Source organism: Sphingobacterium sp. LRF_L2 (assembly GCF_965644235.1).
Taxonomy (GTDB): Bacteria; Bacteroidota; Bacteroidia; order Sphingobacteriales; family Sphingobacteriaceae; genus Sphingobacterium.
The window spans coordinates 18,142-44,725 of the sequence record NZ_CBFFRI010000014.1; the positions used below are offsets into that span (position 1 = coordinate 18,142).

At 41.1% G+C, this 26,584-nt stretch carries 23 protein-coding genes and 1 pseudogene; 18 read left to right on the forward strand and 6 right to left on the reverse strand.

All coding sequences use genetic code 11. The annotated features are described in order from the left end of the window. Nucleotides 1-15: 15 nt before the first annotated feature. From ACSZOX_RS22075 to ACSZOX_RS22095, 5 genes and pseudogenes are all read left to right on the forward strand, one after another. Nucleotides 16-387 (forward strand): hypothetical protein, encoded by a 372-nt coding sequence (locus ACSZOX_RS22075; protein ID WP_437922390.1) that lies wholly within the window; start codon nt 16-18, stop codon nt 385-387. A 265-nt stretch (nt 388-652) separates the two neighbouring features. After that, nucleotides 653-802, forward strand: a pseudogene (locus ACSZOX_RS22080) (RHS repeat domain-containing protein); the annotation flags it as partial. Nucleotides 803-1,403: 601 nt separating this feature from the next. Beyond that, the gene (locus ACSZOX_RS22085; protein WP_437922391.1) at nt 1,404-1,808 is read left to right on the forward strand and encodes a hypothetical protein; all 405 of its coding nucleotides are present in this window, start codon (nt 1,404-1,406) and stop codon (nt 1,806-1,808) included. Continuing rightward, entirely contained in the window at nt 1,801-2,304 is a 504-nt protein-coding gene (locus ACSZOX_RS22090; RefSeq protein WP_437922392.1) for a JAB-like toxin 1 domain-containing protein, read from the forward strand. Before ACSZOX_RS22085 ends, ACSZOX_RS22090 begins: the two co-directional genes overlap by 8 nt. Nucleotides 2,305-2,313: 9 nt before the next feature. After that, entirely contained in the window at nt 2,314-2,832 is a 519-nt protein-coding gene (locus ACSZOX_RS22095) for a hypothetical protein (protein ID WP_437922393.1), read from the forward strand. Between the two features lie 90 nt (nt 2,833-2,922). Here ACSZOX_RS22095 and ACSZOX_RS22100 read toward each other — a convergent pair whose 3' ends face one another. Genes ACSZOX_RS22100 through ACSZOX_RS22110 form a run of 3 tightly spaced genes read right to left on the reverse strand, consistent with a single transcriptional unit; the run spans nt 2,923 to nt 4,405 of the window. Continuing rightward, entirely contained in the window at nt 2,923-3,270 is a 348-nt protein-coding gene (locus ACSZOX_RS22100; protein WP_437922394.1) for a hypothetical protein, read from the reverse strand. A 1-nt stretch (nt 3,271) separates the two neighbouring features. Beyond that, nucleotides 3,272-3,826, reverse strand: coding sequence for an ADP-ribosyltransferase (locus ACSZOX_RS22105; RefSeq protein ID WP_437922395.1), 555 nt, complete (start codon nt 3,824-3,826; stop codon nt 3,272-3,274). A 12-nt stretch (nt 3,827-3,838) separates the two neighbouring features. After that, nucleotides 3,839-4,405 carry a helix-turn-helix domain-containing protein gene (locus ACSZOX_RS22110; RefSeq protein ID WP_437922396.1) on the reverse strand — a complete coding sequence of 189 codons (567 nt, stop codon included), beginning with the start codon at nt 4,403-4,405 and terminating at the stop codon, nt 3,839-3,841. A gap of 707 nt (nt 4,406-5,112) precedes the next feature. Here ACSZOX_RS22110 and ACSZOX_RS22115 point away from each other — a divergent pair. The 5 genes from ACSZOX_RS22115 (at nt 5,113) to ACSZOX_RS22135 (ending at nt 14,570) form a co-directional block, all read left to right on the forward strand. Next, a complete protein-coding gene (locus tag ACSZOX_RS22115; RefSeq protein WP_437922397.1) occupies nt 5,113-6,075 on the forward strand; it encodes a TlpA family protein disulfide reductase in 963 nt (320 codons plus the stop codon). Nucleotides 6,076-6,326: 251 nt separating this feature from the next. Further along, entirely contained in the window at nt 6,327-9,728 is a 3,402-nt protein-coding gene (locus tag ACSZOX_RS22120; protein WP_437922398.1) for a hypothetical protein, read from the forward strand. Nucleotides 9,729-9,739: 11 nt separating this feature from the next. Then, nucleotides 9,740-13,030, forward strand: coding sequence for a DUF6443 domain-containing protein (locus tag ACSZOX_RS22125; RefSeq protein WP_437922399.1), 3,291 nt, complete (start codon nt 9,740-9,742; stop codon nt 13,028-13,030). Continuing rightward, nucleotides 13,011-13,433 (forward strand): hypothetical protein, encoded by a 423-nt coding sequence (locus tag ACSZOX_RS22130; protein WP_437922400.1) that lies wholly within the window; start codon nt 13,011-13,013, stop codon nt 13,431-13,433. The genes ACSZOX_RS22125 and ACSZOX_RS22130 overlap by 20 nt, the downstream gene beginning before the upstream one ends. 270 nt (nt 13,434-13,703) lie before the next feature. Continuing rightward, entirely contained in the window at nt 13,704-14,570 is an 867-nt protein-coding gene (locus tag ACSZOX_RS22135; protein WP_437922402.1) for a HEPN domain-containing protein, read from the forward strand. A 9-nt stretch (nt 14,571-14,579) separates the two neighbouring features. Here ACSZOX_RS22135 and ACSZOX_RS22140 read toward each other — a convergent pair whose 3' ends face one another. Next, nucleotides 14,580-14,855, reverse strand: coding sequence for a helix-turn-helix domain-containing protein (locus tag ACSZOX_RS22140; protein ID WP_437922403.1), 276 nt, complete (start codon nt 14,853-14,855; stop codon nt 14,580-14,582). Between the two features lie 384 nt (nt 14,856-15,239). Between ACSZOX_RS22140 and ACSZOX_RS22145 the strand changes: the two genes are divergently transcribed. Genes ACSZOX_RS22145 through ACSZOX_RS22155 form a run of 3 tightly spaced genes read left to right on the forward strand, consistent with a single transcriptional unit; the run spans nt 15,240 to nt 21,144 of the window. Continuing rightward, nucleotides 15,240-16,640: a TlpA family protein disulfide reductase gene (locus tag ACSZOX_RS22145; protein ID WP_437922405.1), complete on the forward strand. Its 1,401-nt coding sequence runs from the start codon at nt 15,240-15,242 to the stop codon at nt 16,638-16,640. Beyond that, nucleotides 16,637-19,774 carry a SusC/RagA family TonB-linked outer membrane protein gene (locus ACSZOX_RS22150; protein ID WP_437922406.1) on the forward strand — a complete coding sequence of 1,046 codons (3,138 nt, stop codon included), beginning with the start codon at nt 16,637-16,639 and terminating at the stop codon, nt 19,772-19,774. The genes ACSZOX_RS22145 and ACSZOX_RS22150 overlap by 4 nt, the downstream gene beginning before the upstream one ends. A 44-nt stretch (nt 19,775-19,818) precedes the next feature. Beyond that, on the forward strand, nt 19,819-21,144 hold the full coding sequence (locus tag ACSZOX_RS22155; protein ID WP_437922407.1) for a RagB/SusD family nutrient uptake outer membrane protein: 1,326 nt from the start codon (nt 19,819-19,821) through the stop codon (nt 21,142-21,144). A 56-nt stretch (nt 21,145-21,200) separates the two neighbouring features. On the opposite strand, the gene ACSZOX_RS22160 is transcribed toward ACSZOX_RS22155, so the two are convergent. Together ACSZOX_RS22160 and ACSZOX_RS22165 are read right to left on the reverse strand one after the other, a co-directional pair. Beyond that, nucleotides 21,201-21,548: a hypothetical protein gene (locus tag ACSZOX_RS22160; protein WP_437922408.1), complete on the reverse strand. Its 348-nt coding sequence runs from the start codon at nt 21,546-21,548 to the stop codon at nt 21,201-21,203. 74 nt (nt 21,549-21,622) lie between these two features. After that, nucleotides 21,623-22,243 (reverse strand): Crp/Fnr family transcriptional regulator, encoded by a 621-nt coding sequence (locus ACSZOX_RS22165; protein WP_437922409.1) that lies wholly within the window; start codon nt 22,241-22,243, stop codon nt 21,623-21,625. A gap of 399 nt (nt 22,244-22,642) precedes the next feature. Between ACSZOX_RS22165 and ACSZOX_RS22170 the strand changes: the two genes are divergently transcribed. The 5 genes from ACSZOX_RS22170 to ACSZOX_RS22190 all read left to right on the forward strand — a co-directional run bounded on the left by ACSZOX_RS22170 (nt 22,643) and on the right by ACSZOX_RS22190 (nt 26,525). Beyond that, nucleotides 22,643-22,804, forward strand: coding sequence for a hypothetical protein (locus ACSZOX_RS22170; protein WP_437922410.1), 162 nt, complete (start codon nt 22,643-22,645; stop codon nt 22,802-22,804). Nucleotides 22,805-22,893: 89 nt separating this feature from the next. Further along, the gene (locus ACSZOX_RS22175) at nt 22,894-23,856 is read left to right on the forward strand and encodes a hypothetical protein (protein ID WP_437922411.1); all 963 of its coding nucleotides are present in this window, start codon (nt 22,894-22,896) and stop codon (nt 23,854-23,856) included. Between the two features lie 80 nt (nt 23,857-23,936). Continuing rightward, complete coding sequence (locus ACSZOX_RS22180) at nt 23,937-24,977, forward strand: hypothetical protein (protein WP_437922412.1); 1,041 nt, start codon at nt 23,937-23,939, stop codon at nt 24,975-24,977. 6 nt (nt 24,978-24,983) lie between these two features. Beyond that, a complete protein-coding gene (locus tag ACSZOX_RS22185; protein ID WP_437922413.1) occupies nt 24,984-25,727 on the forward strand; it encodes a LytR/AlgR family response regulator transcription factor in 744 nt (247 codons plus the stop codon). Nucleotides 25,728-26,243: 516 nt separating this feature from the next. Further along, the gene (locus ACSZOX_RS22190; protein WP_437922415.1) at nt 26,244-26,525 is read left to right on the forward strand and encodes a helix-turn-helix transcriptional regulator; all 282 of its coding nucleotides are present in this window, start codon (nt 26,244-26,246) and stop codon (nt 26,523-26,525) included. Nucleotides 26,526-26,584 lie beyond the last annotated feature (59 nt).

The following is a 26,584-nucleotide window of genomic DNA, read 5'->3' on the forward strand; positions in this document are numbered from 1 at the left end:
CTGTAATATTTGATTATGTTTAGGAAAAAAAACAATCCCTTTTATGAGAAATTAAAAGCGATAAATAAAAGAAAACCTTTTCTTGATAAGGTTAAGAGAGCTTTTTATTTAGGTGGTTTTAAGTATACATCTGATGGGTTTGAAATAATAAAAAATGCTATTTATCAATGCGAATTAAACTCAATTCTGTCTGAACAAAACTATGATGCAAGAGAAGATAATATTGAGCTCTATTTAATTGAAAGTGATTTGGAAGAAGTCAATCTAATTGTGATATTTGATCCTTATGAGCTTTATGTTGGAGAAGATTTAATAGGAATAATACCATGTGATAAGATAATTTTAAGCAAATTAAATAACATAGAGCAAATATTTCCTTTATCTTAGCGAATACTCCTTTAAATTTTAAGCTACGTTTAATTTTTTTATTTGAGCCTTTTTATATAGGGCTTTCTGCTTGGCTAATAATGGTCAATTCGATCTTTACTGGCCTAAACTTCGGAGGCTATATTTGCTGCAACAGATGAACATACCAACCGTAAAATACCGCTTGCAGAAACCAATCAACTGCTATCTTTGGGTAGGTAAAGTTCTTTGAGAAAGGCGGTTTGCAGCTACCACAGAATCGGGCAGACTACGAAAAAGTCGTGGTAACCAATACGATTACGGGGCAAGATTTTATGACCCGGAGATAGGAAGGTGGAACGTGGTGGATCCGCTGGCGGAGCAGATGTGTCGCTATTCGCCATACAACTATGCTTTCAATAATCCGATAGCCTTTATTGATCCAGATGGAATGGCTGCCGAATATAATTGGAGTACAGGGAAATATATGGATAATGGTCGTGAGGTTGACTTTGCTGATGCCATGGCCAGTCACGGGATGAATGCTGATGGTAGTGAAATGGAGTTTCAACAGGATCCTCTAGATAAGAATAAGAAAGGTAGTGATTTAGATAATTGGGGAGCTAATTTTAAAACTGCTACGGGACTATTTGTTCAATGGGCTTCGGGAGGATTGGGAATGTCTACATATAATTCTTATGAGAACGATAGAGTAGCTAATGCTTTTAAAAATGCTTCAAAAATTCAAGAAGCTAGGGAATTTTTCTATAATAAATACAAGGGGAAAAACCTTGACGGTGCTAGTGTAACAAACTTTAGAGGTGGCTTCGGTATCAAGGAGTTTTTTAAGGCAGGCATTGACCCTATTGAACAATTTGTTGGTAGCTATACCGTAGATGTCTATTATCGAAAAAAGGGCGATAGCGAATACCTAGAATTTCATATTAAAAATAATACAAGTATGACTTCATTTTTTTATCACGCATCACCTTCTTATGATTCGGGAGGGCCGATGAGTAATGCAAGGCAAACCTTTAAATTTACAGAAAACATTGAACGTGAGAAATTATAAATTGTTGATTGGTATATTTGTAATGCTTTTGCTAAAAACTGGTTGCAGATTTCAACGTGAGATCGAGATTTTTCCTTATTATTTTGTTATTCAGGTTGATGATGTGAACGACAAAGATTTGTGTTACAAATTGTACGATGGAAACTATTTAGGGCTGTTAGATGGAGGATTATTAAATCTTTACCAAAGAGGAGATACGCTCGTCGCTGTGAAGGCTATAAAAAAGAAAACACGTTTATATAAGGAATACTACATTATACCAATGTATAACGATGATACTTTTGATCCCAGCATGGGTATAAACGGGCCTTTAAGTAAAACAGATTTAAATAAAGAATTAAGTAAGAAAGGCATTGAGATTAGTCAATTTGTAGAAGTAGATATTGAATAAACAACTAAGATTTACGATAACCATTGCGATTGGTGAGGAAACGGATGCTTCTATTGAGGTTGAAAAGGATATTTTAAATAAAAAAGACGAGGGTACTGCATCTGACGGCTACAAATATGATTTTTATAAAATTAATGATGACTTGAAAGCGACAGAATTATTTGAATTTGTTGCCCAACATTCAAAGGTTGAATGGTCACAAGTTAAATTTGGAGCGAAATCTAATTATCTTGCAACATCGCATAAATCACATAAAGAGTCTGGCGGAAGTAATTTAATACGTAGTTTATTAATCAATAAAGTTCCAGTGCGTGAACATATTCATAGTCACCCGAATTCAAATAATGGACCAAGTGGTTTTGGAGCATATCTGACAGGCGATAGGGCCTTAGCAAATTGCATAAATGAATATTCACCTAGTACCAAATTAAAAGTTTATACTCCAAGGAATCGGAGCTATGTGAGATATGATCATACGAAAATTTATAAACCTTAGTAGATATTTATGAAATTACTATATTTTTTATTGTTTTTTACTTGTCAGGATTCTGCAAGATTAAATGAGTTAAAGACTATAAATAGTGAAATTACCAATATGGTAATACGGCCGGTATTTGAAAGTGTACAGTCTTATTCTAAGGCTGACAGTGACGTGTTAATTTTAAATATCATCCAGCATGGAGAGAACATAGAAGTAAGAATATCCATGTTCGATAAAGCTGATTTTGGATCGTGTTTTAAAGGCAGGGATGACAAAGTTTTTGGCTTTACAAAATATCAAAATATTCCAGTGATAGTTTTTGGTAATGCTGCAAAAGAAATTTATAGAGTTACGGAAAATAGTGAAATATTTACATTCCTTAATGTGTCAAAAACTAATGTAAAATCGATAGAAAAAAATGATATTCCTGCACCTCCTGTTTCTTTTGAACCGATGGTTTGGGTTTATTCTTTTGATAATGTTGATGGTTTTAGATTAAAAGAAGCTGATCTAGCACTACCAATATTTTTGGAGGATAATTAATCTTCAGATAATTATAATTTTCAATATGTTGTCAGCTATCTTACCCAGCTAAACAGTGATGTAAATTATACGTTTTTTAAGAATGTGGAATCATTCAACAGAAGACATAAATTTCTTACCGATCTTCTTAGCAGCTTTTTTTACTGAGGATTGGTTCTCTTTTTCCATAATCTGAAGCAGCTCGTTACGATAGTTGAGTTCGTCCAGTAGAGAAATGACCGTTAATTTTTCCTGTTTTGTATTCGCGAGATCATTCTCCAGAATGTTTTCAAGAAACTGAATAGTCAGGTCGTTTATCTCTTCTTTATTCTTGATGGTCTTTCCACGTTTATAATCAGATTTGATAGATCCAAACATGAATACACTTGCCAAGCTTTTAAATATGTCCTCTACATTTTTAAAGTTTGTGTTTTCCTTATATTCTTTTACCAGATCCATTTTAGACTTCCTCCAAAGTAATTGTTATCTTTTTATTTTCGCCTGATATATCTAAAACCCTAAATTTTGAACCAGGTTTAAATAAAATTTCCTTTTCGTTCTGACCGCTATATATCCCAAATTTAGCAATTTTTTCAATATCTTTCCCATGCTTCGATAAAATGATGAACAACGGACTTTGACAGAATGCCAATGCAATGGATTTAGATTTGCTGCATGATAGGAAACTTGGCTCTGTTATCGTTGTACCCCTTTGATTAGCTTCGTAATACTTGCGTATTTCTGTTTCACTCAATTTAGCCGCTCTGTAGCACAGTCGTTTATAATTGGGGATTTTTTTGAGTGAATTGATTAAATGTGTGCCCAAAAGAGGTACTGGTTGCCCTTTTCTAAGCGCATTATTAACGCTTTCGTATCCATCCTCTGTATATTTGTAGATAATAGTCTTTTCATAAACATCAAGTTCTTGATGTTCATTGTTCCTATGTGAAGAGGATACTTCTTTTAACTCTTTGGAAAGATATAGGCTTACATATTTTTGAAGAGACTTTATCATCTTTTTTTCGCATCACTTTAATTGCAAAATCTCCTTCCCTGCTTCGGAGGTCTTATAAATACTAATAAGATTGCCTTCTGCAGATTGTTGTCTTAGCGTAAGCCACCCTATCTCAATCGATGCTTTTAATGACCTGATTATTTTAGGCGATCTACGTTTAAGGCCTATTTTTTTCAATATTTCTAATTCATTTCTTTCCTCATTGCAATAAAGTAAGATCTCTGTGACCCGTTCCAACTCTCGAATAGTTATGCTATATTTTTTTAGTAGGTCTTTTTCGTTGAGAGATTTGGAGATTCGATTAATAATTTTTTCAGAGGGTGTGAATTCTTCCTTTAATTTCAAATGTCCATATAATTCCTTCTGCATTTTTTCTGGTTCCACATTAATGGCAAGAGCAATTAATTGTAATTCATAGGCTCTTAAAAAGCTTTTCTCATCATAGCATAAACGGTTCAATCTGGTTAAACTTATTCCCACTTTCCTTGCTACATCGGATTTATTAACAGATCGTACCGCTAAATATTTGCCAAATGGGGTGAGTTTATTTTGTTTTATTACCTTATTTTCTGTGGACATTATGTGTGATTAAACTAACTAAAAGTATTTAATCATATTTTTCTATTACATATTGTTGTTTATTTGATACATAATGTGTAAATTTGTGTAATTTATTGGTTATGATAAATTGAAATATAAAAAGTTGAGGATTTTTATCCGAAGAACTTGTGGAGAAAAGTAGGACGTTCTGCACACAAGGAGTAGGAAAAGACCTTTGTCTTATGCTATATTTGTATAGTCTATAAGACAGGGGCACCCTGCTTGCTCTGTGTGCGGCCGTTGAAAGACGGTAGGCTGTCCTACGCCTTCTCGGCAGAGCAAGCAATAGGGTGGCTTTTTTATGCTCATTTTGTTTCTCTGCTGATTTCTCCCAAAGGCAGAAAATAAACGAATTATGAGTCACAGAAAACAACTTTTCAAAAACTTAATTAAAGCTCCAGATTAGCGCTTACAGGACAATGCTCCTAAGAGTGAGATATTTCCGATTTCGTCGTTACATAGTACGATAGAGAAGGAAAGTCCGTACCAATAGGAGCTAACCGATATCGTAGAATACGTCAATAGAAACCAATTAAGTTACCTGATTTAGTGTTGACACGTATTCTGATAACCTTTTTGCAATTAACTTAATTAGATCGATGATCCGGCATCTGGCCGGAAAGAAGGGATGGTATTTTTCTAAAGCGTTGCTAGTATCAAAGATCATTATGAAATAACCTTAAAAAATGAAGAATTTTTATAAGGGTGGGAGAGATACGTCTTATTTCGACTGGATATTCCACCTATTCAAATCAAAGAATAACCGGAGCCGGACATTGTTCAGCTTCGGGATATGTTTCGTTTTGTTGTTTAGTAATCAGTTGCTAGCTCAGGAGCCCTGCAGGGACAGCGGGGCCGATGGGCGGCCGATTATTACACCTATTGCCGTAGGTCAAAAACTGCCCGAGGAATTCTGGAGCCGTGAGCACATTTTCCTGATTGCCGGGGATACGGTGCGTAGAACCTTAAATGAATACCGGGGAAAGCTTATTGTCCTTGATTTCTGGTCGAGCTGGTGCAAGAGCTGTGTAGAAGCGTTTCCCAAATTAGAGAAGCTGCGTACTTATTTTGCTGATGATCTGGTCTTTCTGTTGCCCAATACGAAAGATACGAGGGATGACCTGAAAAAGATCAAACGTGCCGTGGATAACTATGAAGACAATTACCAGGTTTCCCTTGGAATCCCTATCATAGTGGCAGATTCTACGTTATTGGCTTATTTTCCGCACAGGATGCTTCCACATGTGATATGGATAGATCGCGATGGAACCTTTATTGCAGGCACAGGCGCTACAGAAGTTAATCAGTTAACTATCGATGCGGTTATGCATCAAGAAAAGCCTTCTCTTCATCTTAAGAATGATTTTATTGCCCTTACGCAACAAGAGAGGGATGAGCTCCTGCTTTTTTCTTCTTCGTTTTCTGGATATATGGAAGGAGAGGGCATTAGGGGGCCTAGACTGGACCATGATGGGAACTTCTGGACGTACCGTATCACGAATGTTAATCTGGCTTCTCTGTTGTATACGGCCTATGATCGTGATGAGCTGCTGCATATCCCTATCACCCGCTGGTTGTTCGATGGTACTGTGGATAGCACTGTTATACAGAAAATAAGGTTCCCGCTCCCATATGAGGATCGTTTCTGAGGCATATGTTTTGATTAACTTGATGTTGTTTTGGAAGTCTGTTTTAATGAGTTTTGGATTTAGTTAATAAAGAATTAAAATCAATTTCACAAATAGGTAATAGGAATTTATTTTAATTGTAAGAAAAAAAATAAATGAATTATTACCCTATCTTTTGTAGTGATAAAATTGTTTTAGCACGATTTTTCAGAATTTTGTTATTGTTTCTAACTTTTTTATCGTTTCATCTTTGTGACATTAGCGCACAACCTATGGTGGATTATCAAAGTACACTTGAACGCAGACTAAATCCATCACCGGCAGTGAACCAGCATGCTAACTATGTATCCCCTGATTTAATAAAGGGTTCAGGCGCGGTGTCCTATAACCTGCCTCTATTTTCATTGGGACTTCGGGATTGGGATTATACGGTAGGAATTTCCTATAATTCATCCCATGCTGTTAAAGTGAATGAATGGGGCGGGCGTTTAGGAATGTCATGGCAATTGTCAATTGGCGGTGTCGTAAGTAGGGAGATCAGAGGAATGCCTGATGAAGCGGCTTCAACACGGGTATCAGATGACTATAATGGGCTTGAAAATGATGCGCCAGATATGACGGATTACGACTTGGTGAAAAAATTAAGCATGGGGACTATTGACGGAGAATATGATTTATATAATTACAATTTTTTTGATGCAAGTGGATCCTTCATTATTAAGAATGGAAGTGCCTATTTTCTAAAGAATGACAATAAAGTAAAGGTTGATATAGATGTTCCCGGATATAAATTTTTGATAACTGACAAGAACGGGGTAAAATATTATTTTAAAGATACAGAGATAGTGAAAATTCATGACCAGAATGAGTGTGAGGTGAATTCTCCTTATCGATACAATACCTCCCCAACCAGCTGGTTTCTAAGTAAAGTGGTTACTCCTTCTGGGGAGCAGCTAGAATATATTTACGATCCTTTGGATTTTGATTACACAGATAATTATACCGAATTCTGGACATATTTTGAATACCATGACCTGATGAACTATTATAGTATTTTTTATCCTGGAATGACGGCATCCTGTTCACAGCCAGAAAGCGGTTATAAAACCTCTTGTTTTAAATTTAAGCAATCCTATGGTAGGATCTTGCGAAAGATTGTTTCCGATAAATTCGAAATAACCTTTGATTATCAGGATCGAGAAGATCTTATGGGCGAAAAATTAGTTAAGGATATTATCTTTTACAAGCGATTTAGCTCAAGCCTTGAAGAGCTTAGGAGGGTTTCTTTTAGTTATACAAAGTTTGTTTCGCAAGCGCCTATGGAAGCTGAGCTGTTATCAAAGCTACAGCCAGACCCAGTTCTTCATGAATCCTTGAAAACAAGGTATTTTTTAACTGCTGCTTACGTTCATTCGAACGACGCATATTATAATTATTCTTTTCGGTACTATACACCAGAGTTACTTCCGCATAGATTTTCATTTTCTCAGGATTATTTTGGTTGTTACAACGGCGCCGTGAATAGAGGACTGATACCTGAAGAGGCTCTGGATGTCCCCAACTTACCATGGATGAAGACATTTGCTGTTAATATGCCAATAGCGAACAGAGATCCTAATGCGAATGGCATGTCTGGGCTGCTATCTTATGTTAAACATCCCACTGGAGGTGTTGATTCCATATCGTATGAGAACAATGAAATTCGAGTTAGGCAGATCGATGAGGTAAGAAATAAGAGGATAGATTGGTATACAAATGAAGAAGATAGTTACGAGGGAGGTTTGTTCGATTTTAACGTGCCAGAGAATGGTGTCGGTTTTCTTAAATTTACCCTAACATACGATGAAGATGCACCCATGCAGGGATCTACTTTAGAATCTTGGGCAACTATCAAACTCATGAGTACGGAAGGACGTATAGCATTGCCAAATGGCCCTTCAACAGTTACCTTACTTCTTAACGGACAGTATACAAGCAAGTATATGGGGACAGGTATTAGGCAGGTGTCGACAGATCTAGTTTTTAAGAAGGACGTAGATTATTGGGTTGAGGTGGAAATCTTTGGTAAAGACGCGACCTTGAAAATGGAGCTTGACTATCTTGAGAGAATAGATACATCCTACGTTGACAAAAAAGTGGATGGATTCAGGGTTTCACAGATACAATCGTATTCTTCTGCTGGTAAATTAGCGAAAACCAAATTTTTCAACTATAATGTGTTTAAAAAGATAGATGATAGCTTAGTATACTCCGATTCTTCATCTATCATCAGATACAATAATCCCCAATATCATTCGGGCTGGTTTTCTCTGTGTTATGAAGCAGTAACAGATGCCTTTTTGAACCCTCATTATAGTTTTTATAGCTTGGCTCAAGTTGCGAATTTATATTTAAGGATGTATACATTGCATTCTAATCCAATTCAAAATCCGAATATTTATGGTGGTTTACCATATGTTTACTCAAATGTTAGTGAATTTGTTCATGATTTCGATAAAAATGTAACCAGTATGGACGCTTCTATTTATGATGTTTCAAAGAACGAGTTGGCATATAGAATATTTGATTACTCCACTCCCGATTTCCCTGTGAATTATTCTACTGTAGATAACTATGCTTGGGGAGGAGGAATGGAGCTTTTTAATTTCCAAGGGAAAGTGGTTAATGTAAATGGGACATTACCGATTTCTACGCGATTAAATGTCGAAGGTATTGAAGCCGCGATTATAAGTCATACTCAGAAAAAGTATTCCAATACCTCAAGAGTTTTGTATAATTATTCTGCATTCAATCATTTGCCAGAAGTTAGTATATCCGGTGTCGATGCTGTACAGAATCTATCCAAATTTATCGTGCGAAAATTTCCTATATATTCAAATGATACAAAATTAGACACAGTAATAAAAACTGATTATTTCAGGAGTAATACTTTATTAGATTCCACCAAGCAAAAGGAATGGTTCGGCTACAATGCGAAGGATAAACAGCTTTCCCAAAAATCTTTTCGGAATAGTATAGGCAATTTGTGCAAGGAGGAGATTTATACGCCGCAGCGAATGGTGGATGAGAATTTGGACCCTGATGGTGTATACAATAATATGGTACAGTTACATTTAATTACAGATATACGAAAATTTTTGTATACAGATAATCTTTTGACCAGTTATATAAAAGTGCCCTATAAACGTTTATCCAGTGTGCTTTTTCGTCCGGACCAAATCGAAATTGGAGCAAGAGGATCATCTGGGGAAATTACACAGACCTTCAACAGTTATGATGCATACGGAAATCCATTGGAAATTACGAATAAAGATGGTAAACATACTGTTTTTCTTTGGGGCTATGGTGGTCAATACCCCATTGCCAAAATTGAAAATGCAACCTATCAGGAGGTTTTGTCGGTTCTAGGACAGTCTGTGGTTACATCTTTTGATTCACAATTAGTTACCGATTCGACGATACTTACGAACCTACAAAGGCTTAGAAATAACGCGAATATGCGTAAAACGCAGATAACAGGTTATACCTACAAAACATCTACAGGTATGACGAGTATGACGGATCCTCGCGGTATTACCGAATATTACGAGTACGATGGCTTTCAACGTTTGCGAGATGTTCTAGATATGGATGGCTACTTGCTTAAATATTATCAATACAATTACAGACCTTAATGAAATCGTAAATGAAAAATATTTTTATATTAATCCTGTTATTTAATATTTGGGGTTTTGCTGTAGGTCAGACGGTTCCGAATGTGGGAAGTGTGCCTACAGTTACGCAGAATTATATCCTTACGCGTACGTTCCGCGACACGGTCAGGGCAGCCCATCTTAACAATGTGCGTACGATTGATAAGGAAAACCAGCGGGTTCAATATTTTGATGGTCTTGGCCGGCCTTTACAGGCTATTGATCTTAAAGGAAGCCCGACCTATAAAGATATTGTACAGTATATAGAATACGACGGTTTCGGCCGTGAATCGGTGAAGTACCTGCCATACGCTGAGCAGACAGGTAATGACGGCAGTTATAAGACCTCTCCCAAGACGAACCAGACGAATTATTACAAAAGTACGGGCTGGGACAGCCATGTGAAGAAAACGGATTATCCGTATTCTGTTACAGTTTTCGAGAACAGTCCGTTGAACCGTGTACTGGAACAGGGGGCTCCGGGAGCGGCCTGGCAGCCTACAGTGTCAAGGACTTCGGTAACTACGGCTTCGACTACGGGGCATACATTGGTGTCGGACTATGGAACAAACACCGTGAGCGATGTTCGTGTATGGCAGATCACGGCTACGGGCGCAAGCGGTACGACGTATTATGCAGCAGGCAAGCTCTACAAAACGGTACTTAAGGATGAGAACTGGGTAAATGCGAGCTGCAAGGGCGGTACGGTGGATGAATATAAAGATTTCGAAGGCCGTGTGGTTCTCAAGCGTGTTTGGGAAAGCGATAGCAAAGCGCTGAACACGTACTATGTATATGACGATTTCGGGGACCTGCGCTATGTGGTTCCGCCTGGATATACAGCTACAACAGTCACAGATAATAGTACGGATTTCAATGAGCTTGTGTATGCGTACCGTTACGACGGCAGACGTCGGTTGGTGGAGAAGAAGATCCCTGGAAAAGGCTGGGAATACATCGTTTACAATAAGAACGATCAGCCCATACTGACACAGGATTCTGTGCAGCGTGTGAGCAGAAAATGGAGCTACAGCAAATATGATGCTTTTGGTCGTGTAGTCTCTACGGGGATCTATACCAATGCGACAAGTGGGCAGATTACGCGCAAACAGATACAGTCACTTGCCGATACAGTGAGCAGCCAATGGGAGAGTCGTGTTGGAACGACTGCTTATACCAATGTGAGCTTTCCAACGACATCCGCCCAGATAGCAGAATACACGGTGAACTACTATGATGACTATGCCTTTAAAACATCCACTGTTCTTCCTGCAACATCCGGATTGGACAGTACTTCTAGGGTTAAAGGTTTATTGACAGGAACTAAGGTGAGTAAGGACGACGGGACGTCTCCACTGCTCACGGTCAATTACTACGACAAACGCGGGCGTTTGATCCAGTCTATTGCGCAGAATCACCTGACGGGTACGGACAGGATTACCAATACGTACAGTTTCCCAGGAGAGCTGCTCACGAGTAAGCACGAGCATATCCCCAGCTCAGGTAGTACGACGACGATCCTGACTACAAATACCTACGACCATGTGGGGCGGTTGAAGGATACAAAGAAGAAGGTCAATAGCCAGACGGAGATCCTGCAGAGCCGTTTGGCCTACAATGAGATCGGTCAGCTCAAGACGAAGGGTATCCATAGCGAGAACAGCGGAACGAACTTCCTGACGACGGTAAGTTACGGCTATAACGAACGGGGCTGGGCAACGAATATCTCTGCACCCCAGTTCACTGAACTGCTGAACTACAATGTCAATACAGCTGGAACGCAGCTTGCCGCTCCACAATTCAACGGTAATATCGCCCAGCAGCTCTGGGGGCATGCAGCAACGACCAGTAGTACGTTCAACTACAGCTATGACAAGCTTAACCGGTTGGCGAATGGTACAAGCTTGGGTACGACGATTATGATCGAAGAATTGACCTACGATGATATGGGCAATATCAAAACGCTGGCCCGTAATACAGGGAATACGACGACAACAACTTCGACGACCTATACCTACAACAATAGTGGTAAGAGTAACCGTTTGGCAAGCTTATCGGGTAACACCAATACCTATACATACGATGTGAACGGCAATGCGACGAAAGACCGCCTTGCGACTACCTTTACCTACAATCACCTGAACCTTCCGAAGACGGCAAGCAAAACTGGTACAAGTGTAGCGTATCTCTACGATGCTACAGGAACAAAACTGCGTAAGACCTCAACTGTAGGCACAACGGTAACCCAACGTGACTATATCGGTGGAATCGAATACAGCAAGACGGGTACTGGAAGCAGTACAATCGATATGATCCTGACGGAGGAAGGTTACCTGCAGAACAGCAGCGGTACCTATAGCTACCATTACAACCTGAAAGATCACCTGGGTAATGTGCGTTCAGTTATCAAACGGGGAACAGCTTCGGCTACCACGGTGGATATCGTACAGCAGCAGGATTATTATCCATTTGGTAAGACAAGGGCTCTTGTAACGGGCGGTAATAATAAGTATCTTTATAACGGTAAAGAGGTTCAGACGGAACTTGGTAACCAGCTGGATTACGGCGCGAGGTTTTATGACGCTGAGATCGGAAGGTGGAATGTGGTGGATCCGATGGCGGAGGCATTCGACAATGTATCTCCGTATGTGTATGGGATGAACAATCCGATCCTGATGATAGATCCGACAGGTATGGCCGCCGATACTACTTTTTTGGGAGGAGTTCTAGAAACGGTCAATGTCTTAGGGAATAATTTAAGTACCTTTAGGTGGCCAACGTGGACTTATCATGTACCTATTCTTGGTGCAGCTGCAGAAAGCGGAAATAATCTTGCTGACGGAAATTATGTTGCTTCTTTAGGTAATTTTAGCACTTCTTTGGCCGAATTATTCACAGCAGGCCTTCTAAGTCAATATAAAATTGGAGCAACTGTAACTAGTCAAACCATAAAGCAAACCACAAAAACTGTAGTAAGAGAAATTGTTAAAGATTCCAAAGGTAATTTGACGGATGGTGTTTATACGATTTCAAAAGAGGCAATGAAAAAGCATGTGGTTGGGGGCGTTCAGGGGAAAAGTATATTCTATCCAACCTTGGATGCTGAGAAGGCCGTTTTAAAAGCAGCGCAAAAGGCTGATGAGTTGGGTTTATGGATTGGAAATAAAGCTAAAGTAACGGTTACTAATACAAATATTGGTACATTGGGGAATGGTCAGCCAACTAATGTCATAAATGTGTACAGAAATTCTAAAGGAACAATTCATGGAGCTCCCGGAAATTAATATTAAGATAAATATTACAGATGATTTGAAGACTGCCTTGAAAATAGGTGAAGAATGGTCTTATTTGCTTTTCTTTGAATGCATGGAAATGTTTAAAGAAAGTGAATTGTCTGTTTCTTATTGGAAAGGTGAAGATGATTGGATGACTCTCTTGAACGGGAATCGTATTATAGCATATATTTGGCGTAGATGTCCATTGATGTTTGTAGATGGAAAGGCTATTTTTGCGATTAAGAAAATAATCGATGATAAATATAGGTTAGTGTCAATTTCTACTTCAGACTTGGAGCTGGATGTTTTTAAAATAGATGAGGACTTTCATCTTATCGATTTTGACTCTGGGTTTGATAAGATGGGTTTTTCAGCAGAAGACTTTTGGTACTATACTAATGACTCAGTTTAGTCATAGTGATTACAAATAAGAAAGCCCAATCTTTCACAAGATTGGGCTTTTGTGTATCGTTTTTCTAGAGATACATTAAATATTTATTATTCGAAAGATAAGGAGATTCATTTCGCTGAGACTTTTGAAAGTGTGCAGGTGAATTTTGTTCCTTTAGAAAGCAAAGATTATATGAATGTGCTAAATAAAGCGATAAAAGGTATAGAAGAGTATAGGCAGCTACCTTAGTTGTATTTTGCCAATGACCTCAAAAAATTGTACCTTTAGCTTATGAACCAGCACTTGTCCCATTTGCCATTACACAAACAAAACGAGCTTGCAGAGATTGTAAAGGTCATCCGTGAGGTGGCTGATCCAGCGAAGATTATTTTGTTCGGTAGTCATACTTCGGACAAGTGGGTAGAGGATGAGTATGATGAGGGGGGAGCTACCTATTCTTACATTAGTGACTATGATATCTTGGTTGTTTTACCCGATGGGGATAAGGATCGGGAGCATGATGTTGCGAGTAAAATTGAGAACCGAACGCTTAAATATAAAAACGACGTAAGTCCGATCGTACACAGTTTCAATTATGTTAATAAAGGGCTTGAAATGGGACAATACTTTTTCAGAGACATTATCAAGGAGGGGATTGTTCTTTTTGATAGCGGTGTACTCACTTTTTCCGAACCTAAACCGTTAAGTGAGGAACAAGAAAAAGAAATTGCAATTCGGAACTATGATAAGTGGGTTAATAGCGGTATAAGATTTTTAGATCATACGAAAGTAATGTTGGAAAATGCTTTATCAAAAGAATTTCCTCTCAATGAAGTCATATTTAATTTAAACCAGTCTGCTGAAAAGTTTTATGGAGGTCTGTTATTGGTATATACTGGCTATAAACCTAAGACGCATAAGTTAAAAGTGTATAGGAAATACTCCAAGCATATTGACGATAACTTAAATCAAGTATTCAAATATCCTGTAGACGAAAGTGAAGAGTATAGATTATTTGATATTCTCAATAAAGCTTATCTAGATGCTCGCTATCAAGACGATTATTATATCGATCCTGATGATTTGGATAAGCTAATTCGCAAAGTTGATAAGTTAGAAAAGATAGTTGTTGAACTCTGTAAAAAGCGTATTTTGTAATTTAAGAACCTAAGATTTTCTGTTTTTTCTTAATGGCAAATATTTGGGTATTTCTATTTTGAGATCCAGTATATCAGCAGGCTGAACTTCTAAGGCTTTACAAACTGCAATCAAGCCACTTACAGACATGTTATTGCTCCCCCTAACAATTCGGTAAACTTGACTATAACTGAATCCAGTTCTATCTTGTATATCTTCCAAAGTTATTCCTGTTGAATTAGATATTGACCAAAGCCTTTCTCTAATGAGTTGAAGTGTTTTTTTGTCTATGTATTGTTCGGCCATAAACAAAGTGACATTTTAAAACAGTAAATAATTATACCAAATTTGGAATAAACCATGGTTTTATGTAAGTTTGTAATATCATTCATCGGTGGTGGCGTGAGAAACCTAAAGCCAGTATGAATGAAATATATAGACTTAAATAAAATTCGTAAATATTCAGAGAGGGCCTCCCTTAATTTTTTAAGGTCAGGGTCGCGTAGTTTCTCACGCTCAACCATTGAGCAAGGGAGGTTCCTTTTCTGTACCGTATATGCATCGTGTCGCCCACATCTGGACGATACACTTTCTCTTATTATTAGTCCGCCGGAGTAATTCAATCGTATTTTCTTACACAACCTCATAGAGGTTGTTTTCATGTGTTTTTATTAACCAAATTACAGAAAAATGATGAATTTTTACTCGGATGGGAGAGGACTGTGCCTATTGGAATGGCTATCCCACCTGTTCAAATCAAAGAATAACCGTAGACGGACGCTGTTCTGCTTCGGGGTATGTTTCGTTTTGTTGTTTAGTAATCAGTTGCAAGCTCAGGAGCCCCGCAGGGACAGCGGGGCCGATGGGCGGCTATCAATCAGACCGCTCAGTGTGGGGGATACAATTCCGGACGAGTTATGGTCTATTGCTATGCGTGCTGTCAATGATCCGGAACACCGATCGAACCTAAGTCTTAAAGACCTAAATGGCAGTGAATTTCTAATCCTTGATTTTTGGGCCACTTGGTGCGGCAGCTGTGTGAGCTCGATCAGGCATTTTTTAACGGGCAGCGATTATCCGAATCCGCGGATTTCTTATTATACCGTTACCTATCAGGATGAGGAGGAGATAAGGAAATTTGAAGGTAGATTCGGTCTGAAGTTTCCTTCCATGATCGGAGACTCGCTGCTGCGTGAATATTTTCCTCATCGTACCCTGCCACATGTGGTTATCATCAGGGACGGTAAGCTATTTGCAACAGCGGGAGCCGAAGTGCTGGAAGGCGATGGCCTCGCTAGTCTCTTGTCGGGGAATATCCGCCGACAGGACAGCAAAGTGGATATTCTGGATTTTGACCCGACAAGACGGATCGATGAACAGCCTAATGGTAAGATTCGAAATGCTGTACGCACATCGTTTACTGTACTGGATGCGGTTCCCGGTCTATCGGGCGTGAACAGATGGACGGCCGATAGTCTGCACCAGCGGATATTGATCACGAATAAGAGTTTGCGTGAAGTGTCATTGTTGCTCCTGGATAGCTATTGGCATAACCGTGTTTTCTTGGAGGTGGAAGATACCGGCCGTTGGGACTTTTTTAATGGCTATAAAGGAGAACTTTCCTACCCGCAGTGGTTGGCGAAATATGGGGTGGGTGCAGACGGCCGCGAACGGTTGAATACTCCGCGGTCTGCGTTTTATTTTTCGGCGCTTTCAGCCATCTGTACCGCAAACGGCCTGTCGTTGTCCTTTGCCAGCAGAGAGCTGCCCTGCTATGTGATCGATAGACAGCCCCGGGGTAAAAAACGGAAACCTGACAATGGAGGAGCAGAACTGAAACAGTTACTGTATATGCTCAATTACCAGCGGTTGGATGCTCCATCTGCACCGCTCTATGTGCTGAGAGACCCTGCGGACAGTGTTTCCAGGATTAACGTCGATCTGGCGGCTATGGAGCATTATATGTTCGAGAACGGCCCGCAGAAGGGGGGAATATACCTGGGGAAGGTGTTGGAGGCGAGCGGCTTCACCATTGCGCTGGAAAGCCGTGTTGAACCTGTACTCATTATCTCGGAAAGGAGGGCATTATGAGAATATTATTTATTTTCCTATACGTTTGCACGGCAGTTGTACTTTATGGACAGGTGCCGCATACCTTGCGCATAACCGATATGGAGACAGGTATGCCGATAGAGAAGGTTACGGTTCGTATCGCCGGAGAGCAACGGTCTACGGACGGCAATGGGCTTGTACAGTTGCCCATAGCACTTGCCAATGATTCTGTTTTCTTCTCCCATGTGCGTTATGAGTCGAGATCTGCCAGCTATGGACAACTGCTGGCACTACAGGTATTCGCTTTGCGTGCAAAGGTAATTGTATTGGAGGAGGTTGCGGTGCAAACGGGATACCAGTCGATAAATGCAAGGCTTTCCACAGGTGCTGTCGATAAGATCGATGTGGGACAGCTGCAGGATATATATGGGAGCAGCATCTTACAGAAACTGGAAGGCAACTCTGCCATTGTTTTTGATAAGGGAGGACGTTCATCCATGACCATACGTGGGCTCAGCAGTATCAACAACAGCAGTCTTCCTTTGATTGTACTGGACAATTTCCCTTTTGAAGGGGATATCGATCTGATCAATCCCGAGGATATTGCGGATATCAGCGTCTTGAAAGATGCTGCTGCCGCAGCAATCTGGGGAACACGTGCCGGAAATGGCGTAGTGATCATCACGACTAAAAAAGGAAGGTACGATATGCCGACCAGAATTGCTGTTACCACGGGGACGCAGGTGCAGCAGAAACCTGATCTGTATGGTCTCAACCGGATATCGTCATCAGGCGTGGTGGATCTGGAACGCCTGCTGTTCGAAAAGGGATATTACACGAACCAGGAGAAATCGACTTCAAAGATCTGGCTTTCGCCGGTTGTCGAACATCTGATTGCAATTCGTGACGGGATCGGCAATGCCACAGAACATGAGGCGGCGATCGAGGGGCTGCGTTATAATGATGTGCGCAATGATTACGAACGTTATGTTTACAGGAATGCTGTGAACCGAAACTATAACCTAAATCTGGAGGGAGGGAATACGAACCTGCGCTATTTGCTGTCGGGGAGGTTTGACGATAACGTCGGGAATTTACACGGCAGGGACAAGAAGACGGTACTACGTTCTTTTCTAGAATTTAGGCTCCTGCCGAAGTTGAATTTCTCTTCCGATCTGCAATACTATAGACTGGAAAATGAAGCCGGCAGAACGGGTTACACGACCACAGGGACGCGTCCGTATATGATGCTCGCTGATGCCGATGGAAACGCGCTGCCCCATGCCCGTTACCGCACGGGTTATCTCGACTCGGTAGGGGAGGGTAAGCTGCTCGATTGGTACGATTACCCGCTTACAGACTATCAAAACAGGGAAATACGTACTGTTACGAATATGTTAACGGCCAATCTGTCGGCTGATTATAAGATACTCGACTTTTTGAACCTGCAGGGAAACTACCGTTATGAACGTTCTTCGGTGGATAACAGTAGCCTGTATGGTGAACAGAGTTATTTCGTCCGTGATCTGATCAATACCTATTCCCGGATCAATGCAGCAACGGGCGCAGTGAGTTATGGTATTCCGCGGGGTGGCATCATGGACCAGGAAAGGTCTGACGGGGAGGGACATAACCTGCGGCTGGGCGCAGAATTCCAGAAAAACTGGAACGATCTCCGTGTTACGGCGCTCCTTGGAACGGAGTGGCGGCAGCTGGAAACGATTGCCACAACGGATAGGCGTTACGGCTTTGATCCGGATAACTATACGGTAAGTCTGGTGGATTATGTGAACGCGTATAACAGCCTGATCAATAATACGGCTATCTATGTTCCTTTTAAGGACAGCCGCTCGAAATATGTGAACAGGTATATCTCGCAGTATATGAATGTGTCTGCTTCGTACCGCGATAGATATGTCCTGACAGGGAGTGTGCGTCGGGATGCGTCTAACCTTTTCGGTGTGAAGACAAACGAACGCTGGCAACCGCTCTGGTCACTTGGCTACAGGTGGAATATTTCGGAGGAGGAATTTGTGCGCCTGGACTGGCTCTCCCGATTGAGCCTACGTCTGTCCTATGGTGTGACGGGAAATGTAGACCAGTCGCGCTCGGCCGTCACGACAATTAAATACCTCGGTCCCGATACATACACCAATAGCACGACAGCCGCAATATTGCAGTACGCAAATCCTGAGTTGCGCTGGGAGAAGAGCAGAATCACCAATATAGGGTTTGATTTCTCAGTACTGAACGGTGCACTCGGCGGTTCCGTGGATTACTACGGTAAGCGGGGTGAGGATCTTTTCGGTACGGCACCTATCGACTTTACAGCGGTGCCGAGCAAATCGGTGATGCGCAATGTGGCATCGATGAAGGGGCGGGGCTTGGATGTCAGCCTGCATGCGGATATTAAACTGGGTAAAGCTATGGCTTTCAGGCCTCAGTTTATGCTTAATACCAATAGCAGCGAGATTACGGATTATTATCTTTCAGGTTCGGCAGCCTATGAGTTTATCAGTCACGGAACTTCCGTAAGTGGTATCGTGGGCAACCCTGTGTATGCCGTGATGGCCTACCCTTGGATGGGGCTTGACGAAGCGGGTAATCCGATGGGTATCCTTAATGGGGAGCAATCGGTCGACTACGCAGGTATCCGCAATCAGGATAAGGGCGGATTGGAATACAAAGGTTCTGCTGTGCCGCTGTATACCGGTTTTTTCAATCCTGTGTTTGCGGTGGGCCGCTTCGAACTGGGCTTTGGTTTTTCTTTTAAGTTTGGCCATGTTTTCCGGCGTGAATCGGTGCGCTACGGTGATTTGGTTTCTATGGGGGCACTTGGCGCAGGAAGTGGAGATTACGATCGCAGGTGGCAGCAGGCGGGGGATGAGGTGCTGACCTCCGTGCCTTCATTCGTTTATCCCGTGGTGGGCTATCGCAATCACTTTTACGAGAATTCATCGGTACTTGTTGAGAGCGGAGACCATATCCGTTTCCAGAATATGACGGTTGCCTATGGTTTTGAACTGCGTAGCGGAATCAAGGGCCGACTGAATCTCAACGGTACAAATCTTGGTCTGCTGTGGCGAAAGAACCGGTATGGGATAGATCCTGACTATGTCAACCAGTTAGCTCCGGGCAGATTGTTCTCCGTGGGGTTACGCTTTAATTATTAATCGAGAAAATGATGAAAAAAATATTGACTGTTTTTCTGCTGCTGATGTTTCTGGGGATCTTCGGCGCCTGTTCGGGCTTTCTGGATGAAAAGCCGGATGCATCGCTCAGTGAAGCGAGTACACTTGCTGATCTGGAAGCCATATTTGATTATACGGCCGCCATGAACCGTTATACGATGGGGCTTGGAGAGGCCTCTGCCGACAATTACTACCTCGAGAGCTCGACATGGGAATCGCTGGACCAACATGAACGTAGTCTGTATGCCTGGGACGGGGAGATCTTCTACGATACTTACCTGAACGCGTGGCTCGATTATTATCAGACGGTGTACAACGCCAATTATGTGTTGGGACGTCTGGAAAAGCTGGATGCTTCAACAGAGGATAGGACGCGTTTTAATGATATCAAAGGCCGTGCTTTATTCTTCCGCGCACTGGCCTTCTATAAACTGGTGACCTTGTTTGCGCAGAGCTACGATCCTGCAACGGCGGATACTGATCCCGGTATTCCTTTGCGCCTGAGCGATGATTTTAATATCCCGTCTACGCGGGCCTCGGTGGCGGCATGTTATGTGCAGATTATATCGGACGCCCTCTCGGCGGCGCAGCTGTTGCCTGTATTGCAGGATAATTCGTATACGCCTTCTAGAAATGCGGCTTATATATTATTGTCATGGGCTTATCTTCTAACGGAGGATTTTGTGAACTGTGAAAAATATGCGAAGGAGTCGCTTACGCTAAATGACCAGATCTTGGATTATTCGAAGTTCGATGCAGGGGTAAGCTACCCTTTTCAGCTAAATAATGCCGAAGTGGTCTTTACGCTGCGCAGTGCCAACTTATCTCTTTTATACTATTACAATGCAAAGATCGATTCGACCTTATATGCTTCTTATGGGACGGGGGATCTTCGGAAATCTCTGTTTTTCAAAAGTAATTCGGACGGCTCGGTATATTTCAGGGGTTCGTACATTGGTTCGTTTAGCCTGTTCATGGGTTTTGCAAGTACGGATGCTTACCTGAATCTTACGGAAGCACTGTTCCGGCAGGGTAAAATTACTGAGGGGCTCACTTATCTGGACAGGCTGCTGAAGAACCGTTATATGGATTATGAGGGAACCTTGAATGCATCCCTCTCTTCTGGTGCAGCACTGGATCTGCTGTTGGATGAAAGGCGTAAGGAGATGCTGATGCGCGATTCGCGCTGGGCAGATATCAAACGGTTGAACAGGATGGACGGACGGGGTATTGTCGTAAAGAGAATTCTGGGTGATCAGGTGCTGGAACTGCTTCCCAATGATAACCGATATGCATTGCCTTTTCCGCAGGAGGTTATCCAAGCTAGTGGTATGACCCAAAATCCGAGATAGCATAAGGCAGTTTCCTGATCCGAATCTCGGCGGATCAGGAAACATGCCTTTTTTGTTTAGAACGGCGTACGTAGATTTCTACTGTACGAAGTAGGGTTGCTACTTACATTTCCATGCGACATAGCGGGTTGGCTGCTGTTCGATGGATCTGCCTCGTCCTGAATGCTACAGACGATCGCTCCTTCTCCGCAATTTACACTGCTGCTGGGTTTTGTTAGTGCATAGTTTGCGGGATTGTTGATGTCTGCTGTTGCGGTGCTGTTCGACTGGTAGAACCACAACTGTGGCGCAGGCTTCTCTACCGGTTTTTCATTCGTCACTGCATTAAAGGCTACCGCTGCGGTTGCCATTGCTGCCAAGATTAACGTGAAGAGTGACGTCTTCACTACAGATTTGTTTTTCATAACACAAATGTTCTGGTGTTAGTGTTTTCAAAGTTCGGCATAGAAAAAAACGGCCAGATGCTCAAGTATTTGAGCTAATTTCTGAGCTTTCCTTTCGCCATGTAATAGATTGCTGATTGCAACGTGGTTTTTGAAACGCCCAGCAGATCGGCCTGTTCCTGCTGTGTGAGCAGGGTATGTAGCTGCGGCATCCGGCTTAAAAATCGAATACAGGACCGGAAGGGCTTTTGTCCGAGGGTGATTCCGCGAAGCTGCATCATCTGTTTTTTCTTTTTGTTGCCCAGTACATCGATCAGAATATCAATGGCCTTATCTTGATCCTTGTAGGCTTTCAGGTTTTTGTAGGATATGCTGATGATGCGGGAGGACCGAAGGGCAACGATATTGCCGTTGATATGCTTTTTGCTATACAGGTGCCAGCTGCTGAATAGTGCCATACCGGGCAGGGCAATGCTCAGGATTTTACGTCTGTTTTCCTCTTCGTCTTCTTCGATACGGGCCAACATACCTTCACTCACTAACAGAATGGAATCTTCGAGGCTTCCTTCTTCTAAAACGATAGCATTCTTGCGGTACTGTATTATTTTAATATGGGTTTTTGCCCATTGTTCATGAAAAGAGTCTAACGCTGCATATTTGCTCCAAAAGGCTAGAAATTGTTGAAACCCTTTGTTGTGTTTGCGAATGGTCTTCATCGGCGCCCTGCTTTCTGGTTAATACGGAGATTACATTGTCTGCTTAGCACTTCAAATGAGTGCACAAGGTGTGAAATATCAACCTTGTTGTCTTGGCTGGTTAGCTGGTTGCAATTCATAGTTTTTTAGGTTTTAAAAACCGGAAATTTATACAGGAACGGCCTCTCAAATGAAATTTTGTGATGTATGGCGGGAATTTAGGTGATGAAATGATCGTTTCATGTGATGAATTGATTCATCACGAAATTGCCACAGGATGCCACATGTTATCTAGGCATTGTATCCCAAGATTGAAAAATTACAACAGGCAAAATGATATTCGACCAAAGAGCACGTCTTGCGTGTTCTTCAGGTTGAAGTACCATGCCTGCGAATTATGGTGCGATTGTTTGGAAGTAAATGTTAATAAACATGAAAATTGCATTGACCTTATTTCAGAATTTTTCTAGCGCAGTTAAAGCTGCTCTTGGAAAGATGTTGCCGTTTGATTCTCCTATGCGCCTTGCTGATGAGGACGACGATCTGGATGACCTGATCAAGTGTCCGTACAGTCCATTCTAGTATCTTAGCGATACGAACGACTGTTGGGGAGCTGTGGTCTTATTCAGCTCCCCGAATTATAACTTATTGTAAATAATTGGTAATACGATATGAAAAAATGTAACTCGGGATTTCCGCGGGAGTCCATTCAATTTGCCTTATTTGCCGCAAATATGACGCGGCTTTTTCCTGCTATTGAAATCTCTGCATATGACAGGATATGTGCTGATTTAAGGCGTACAATCAACAAAACTATACGGCAGCAGGATCTTGACGAGATGGCGCTGTCTTCAAGTTTTTTCGACGATCATGCTCAATTTTTTAAGACTTTACAAAATCGACCGGGGATGATCTGCACTTTTCATTATGGCGCCTATCGGCTACTTGCGCGTTTGCTCTGTGCTGCTGGACTGAAAATATCGCTCGTGATGTCAAAAAAAATAATGGAGGAGCAGGCGTACATCATGCGTTGGCAGTTTGAAAAGTTTGGTTATGTTGATCGCCTGGAATTTATTGAGGCTGGATCTCCTCACGGATTGCTTAAGATGGTTCGCGCTATAAGGGACGGACGGCAAATTCTGATCTATATCGACGGTAACGATGGTGTGGAGAAGAAGAATTTTGAGGCTTCTGCCACTAAGGTTGATTTTATGGGAAATCAACTGTATGTGAGACCTGCAATTGCCAGTATTTCTTACAAGTTAAATATTCCGCTGTACCCTGTTTTGTGTGTAAATACTGAACAGGATCAAGTGGATTTAGAAATTGGGGAGACAATGGCGCCAACGGATGCTGTTACGAAGGAGAATTATATTGAACATGTTTTTCAGCAGCTCTATGAGTTCTTGGAAGATAGAATGCAAGACGAACGGAACCAATGGGAGGGCTTATTTTATAATTTGCCTTTTGTCGAAATGGCCGATGGCGCGTATTCTCAAAATAAAATTCGGATTTGGACTTTTCGGGCGAAAGGGAAATATTACATTATCAGTACGCATAGATATCGTATAAAGAGGGTTAATGTGGCGCTATACGGGCTATTCCGATTATTGATCCTGTTTTTTCAACGGTAAAAGATATTTTTTGTATTGGAATTGTAGGTGGGAACATGTATTTTAGATTCTTAATCCTAATATATAAACCTGATTTTCGGATGTATTGCTTTCGTCGGCCTTTGGAATTTATTTTTGCTATTCGGCATCATTTGGCTGGATGGAGCCTTTTGTTCTTGTTGAATTTTTTCTCCAACTGGCCTTCGAATGGTGATAGAACATGGAAGGCTACGGTGGGATTGATCGTCTTATATATCCCATTTTTCTATATGTATTGGGCAATCATTTGGAAGTATGATGGGAGGAAAAATGGACGGCTAATGTCGGCGATCTATATTTCATTACTGTCTGTTTTTGGATGCTTCATAGCGTACAACGCACTTTACGTGTGGTTTCCTTTATACGAGGTTTACCTCACCAATGGGGCATGGAAGGGGCCGGAATGGCAAAAGCTGGCAGGTATTTTTTTTCAAAATATTAAATTATTGTTCTATGTCTTGTTGGCTTATTGTATTGGGAAGATTTTTATCTGTTTAAATGAAATTGCACAGATTAGATACGAGACGGCTTTATTGAAAGATAGCTTGTTGCTCTTTAAAACAGATAACCATTTTAATTTTCAGGTGTTGACATTGATTTCAAATGTTCTGGCTTCTAAAGGGGAATTGTCATTTTCCGCAACGATAAAAAGCTGGATGAAAAATCTGCGCTATTCATCGTTGGTAGCGGCAGATGGGCAACAAAAGATAAGCTTAGCGAGAGAGGTGAGAGCTTTTGAAGATTTTATGGAAACAGTGGAAGGCTATTATGCAGGACAAAAGATATTTCGCTACAACAAGATCGGAAGGGTGCATGGCCATATCATTCTGCCGATGGTATTACTGACGCTAGGGGATAATTTGCTTAAACATGCGCATCTTGGTGCGGATACGCCCGTCTGTGTGACTTTAGAAATACTTGCCGATCGCTATCGTTTCGAAATGTCGAACGTGAAAGCTTCTAAAATGGTCTGCGATGAGCATAGTGGTACAGGGATAGCGATGGTGAGGGAAAGATTGGAAACATTATTCCCAAATAAATTCATTATGGATATTGTCGAAGACGAAATGCGGTTCGCTGTATTTCTTGAGATTAAAAACTAAATGATGATGGAAAAGAAAAATGTTATAAAGGTTGGGCTGGTGGACGATGATGTGACGACGTTGGAAATACTGAAAGGCCTGCTTAGTGTGTATAACGATCTGGAAGTGGTCTTGATGGAATCGAATAGTAAGCAGGCTCTTTCCTCGCTGAAAAAGCATAAGGTTGACTTGCTTTTCTGCGATATCAAGATGCCTTTTATTGATGGTATTAGTCTTGTCCGTGTGCTACCTTACCGCCCAAAGATCATTATGATGACTGCTTTTGTGGAGGAATCGATTCATGTTTTTGACCTTGATGTGGCTGATTGCATCGATAAACCTATACAGCTCGTGCGGCTGGATAGGGCAATTAAACGGGCAAAGGGGGAAGAGAGGAAGATGCCGGTATTGGGTTATACGATGGTTAAAGAGATGGATACTTTATTGAATGTGAAAATATATTTTGATGATTTGCTCTATATGGAATCTAAGTCAAATAATATAAGGTTTGTATTAGTTTCTGGGCAGATTGTCGTCAGTCGAATGACCATTACTGAACTGTTGAGAAGATTACCGTTGGATAAATTTATGCAGGTTCATAAAGGATATGTCATTAATTTGGAGAAAGTGTTTAAGCTAAATCCCAAAAAACGGAAGGTCTTATTTAGTGGCTTTGCAGATGAAATAGCGATCAGCAAGACTTACTTTGATGAATTTTTGAGGCGTTTTGATGCTTTTAATCAGCTGGATAATGACGCTGAATCTATATGAAATGTCCATGCTTGCAAAGCAAAAACACGAATGAAAATAACCCGGACATTCCATATGACCTTTAAAAAACAAACTATTTACATATGAAATATTGTTTTTTTGAATAAACGAACCAATTATGTAGATAAAATGTCCGCGATTGCAAACCGAATGTAATGAGCTTATTGATTCCGTTAGAATTGGATACGATCAATAAACACGTACGCGATTGGAGATAACCGAGCGAAGCGAACTCTCCAAAGGAAATCTGGACATTCCATATAACCAATAAAAAAACAAACTGCGCGTGTAACGAGCTCATTTATTCCAATGAAATCTAACACTTATAAATAATTATTTACATAGGGAATATTCAAAATCATAACCTGATGGCTATGATGGTATAGAAAATAGATGTTGTTGATGATTGCTGGATTAGCTGGTATGCGTTGTTTGGAATGGTAATTAGCAATGGATGCTGTGTGGACAAGATAACCTGGATATTCCGTATGGCTTTAAAAATAACCTATTTAAATTATGAAAAAATGGATGCAGGATATTTTAATGGTATTACATAAGATCTTCAATTCCCTGGAAGATAGTAAGCCATCTGATGGAAGGAAACTCGCGCCTTTAGAAGATAGAAAGCTATGGACGAAGCAGGAAGTGATTGACAAATTGGGTATGAGCGAAAGCACCTATAAGCGGAATGTCCGCTCGGGATTGCTCAAGCCTATGCGCTTGAACGGGACGGATGTTTACTTCGAAGAGGATCTTCTGAAGGCTATGGAAGAGAGCCGGAATAAGGGCAGATGCTAAAAAGTTTGTCATAAACTGATGTAAGTTTGTCGTATCCGAACTTCGTTTGTGATAAACTG

Coding starts and splice junctions, on each gene's coding strand:
- ACSZOX_RS22075 (WP_437922390.1), top strand. CDS start 16: ATGTTTAGGAAAAAAAACAATCCCTTTTATGAGAAATTAAAAGCGATA.
- ACSZOX_RS22095 (WP_437922393.1), top strand. CDS start 2,314: ATGAAATTACTATATTTTTTATTGTTTTTTACTTGTCAGGATTCTGCA.
- ACSZOX_RS22100 (WP_437922394.1), bottom strand. CDS start 3,270: ATGGATCTGGTAAAAGAATATAAGGAAAACACAAACTTTAAAAATGTA.
- ACSZOX_RS22105 (WP_437922395.1), bottom strand. CDS start 3,826: ATGATAAAGTCTCTTCAAAAATATGTAAGCCTATATCTTTCCAAAGAG.
- ACSZOX_RS22110 (WP_437922396.1), bottom strand. CDS start 4,405: ATGTCCACAGAAAATAAGGTAATAAAACAAAATAAACTCACCCCATTT.
- ACSZOX_RS22115 (WP_437922397.1), top strand. CDS start 5,113: ATGAAGAATTTTTATAAGGGTGGGAGAGATACGTCTTATTTCGACTGG.
- ACSZOX_RS22120 (WP_437922398.1), top strand. CDS start 6,327: ATGGTGGATTATCAAAGTACACTTGAACGCAGACTAAATCCATCACCG.
- ACSZOX_RS22125 (WP_437922399.1), top strand. CDS start 9,740: ATGAAAAATATTTTTATATTAATCCTGTTATTTAATATTTGGGGTTTT.
- ACSZOX_RS22130 (WP_437922400.1), top strand. CDS start 13,011: ATGGAGCTCCCGGAAATTAATATTAAGATAAATATTACAGATGATTTG.
- ACSZOX_RS22135 (WP_437922402.1), top strand. CDS start 13,704: ATGAACCAGCACTTGTCCCATTTGCCATTACACAAACAAAACGAGCTT.
- ACSZOX_RS22140 (WP_437922403.1), bottom strand. CDS start 14,855: ATGGCCGAACAATACATAGACAAAAAAACACTTCAACTCATTAGAGAA.
- ACSZOX_RS22145 (WP_437922405.1), top strand. CDS start 15,240: ATGATGAATTTTTACTCGGATGGGAGAGGACTGTGCCTATTGGAATGG.
- ACSZOX_RS22150 (WP_437922406.1), top strand. CDS start 16,637: ATGAGAATATTATTTATTTTCCTATACGTTTGCACGGCAGTTGTACTT.
- ACSZOX_RS22155 (WP_437922407.1), top strand. CDS start 19,819: ATGTTTCTGGGGATCTTCGGCGCCTGTTCGGGCTTTCTGGATGAAAAG.
- ACSZOX_RS22160 (WP_437922408.1), bottom strand. CDS start 21,548: ATGAAAAACAAATCTGTAGTGAAGACGTCACTCTTCACGTTAATCTTG.
- ACSZOX_RS22165 (WP_437922409.1), bottom strand. CDS start 22,243: ATGAAGACCATTCGCAAACACAACAAAGGGTTTCAACAATTTCTAGCC.
- ACSZOX_RS22170 (WP_437922410.1), top strand. CDS start 22,643: ATGTTAATAAACATGAAAATTGCATTGACCTTATTTCAGAATTTTTCT.
- ACSZOX_RS22175 (WP_437922411.1), top strand. CDS start 22,894: ATGAAAAAATGTAACTCGGGATTTCCGCGGGAGTCCATTCAATTTGCC.
- ACSZOX_RS22180 (WP_437922412.1), top strand. CDS start 23,937: ATGTATTGCTTTCGTCGGCCTTTGGAATTTATTTTTGCTATTCGGCAT.
- ACSZOX_RS22185 (WP_437922413.1), top strand. CDS start 24,984: ATGGAAAAGAAAAATGTTATAAAGGTTGGGCTGGTGGACGATGATGTG.
- ACSZOX_RS22190 (WP_437922415.1), top strand. CDS start 26,244: ATGAAAAAATGGATGCAGGATATTTTAATGGTATTACATAAGATCTTC.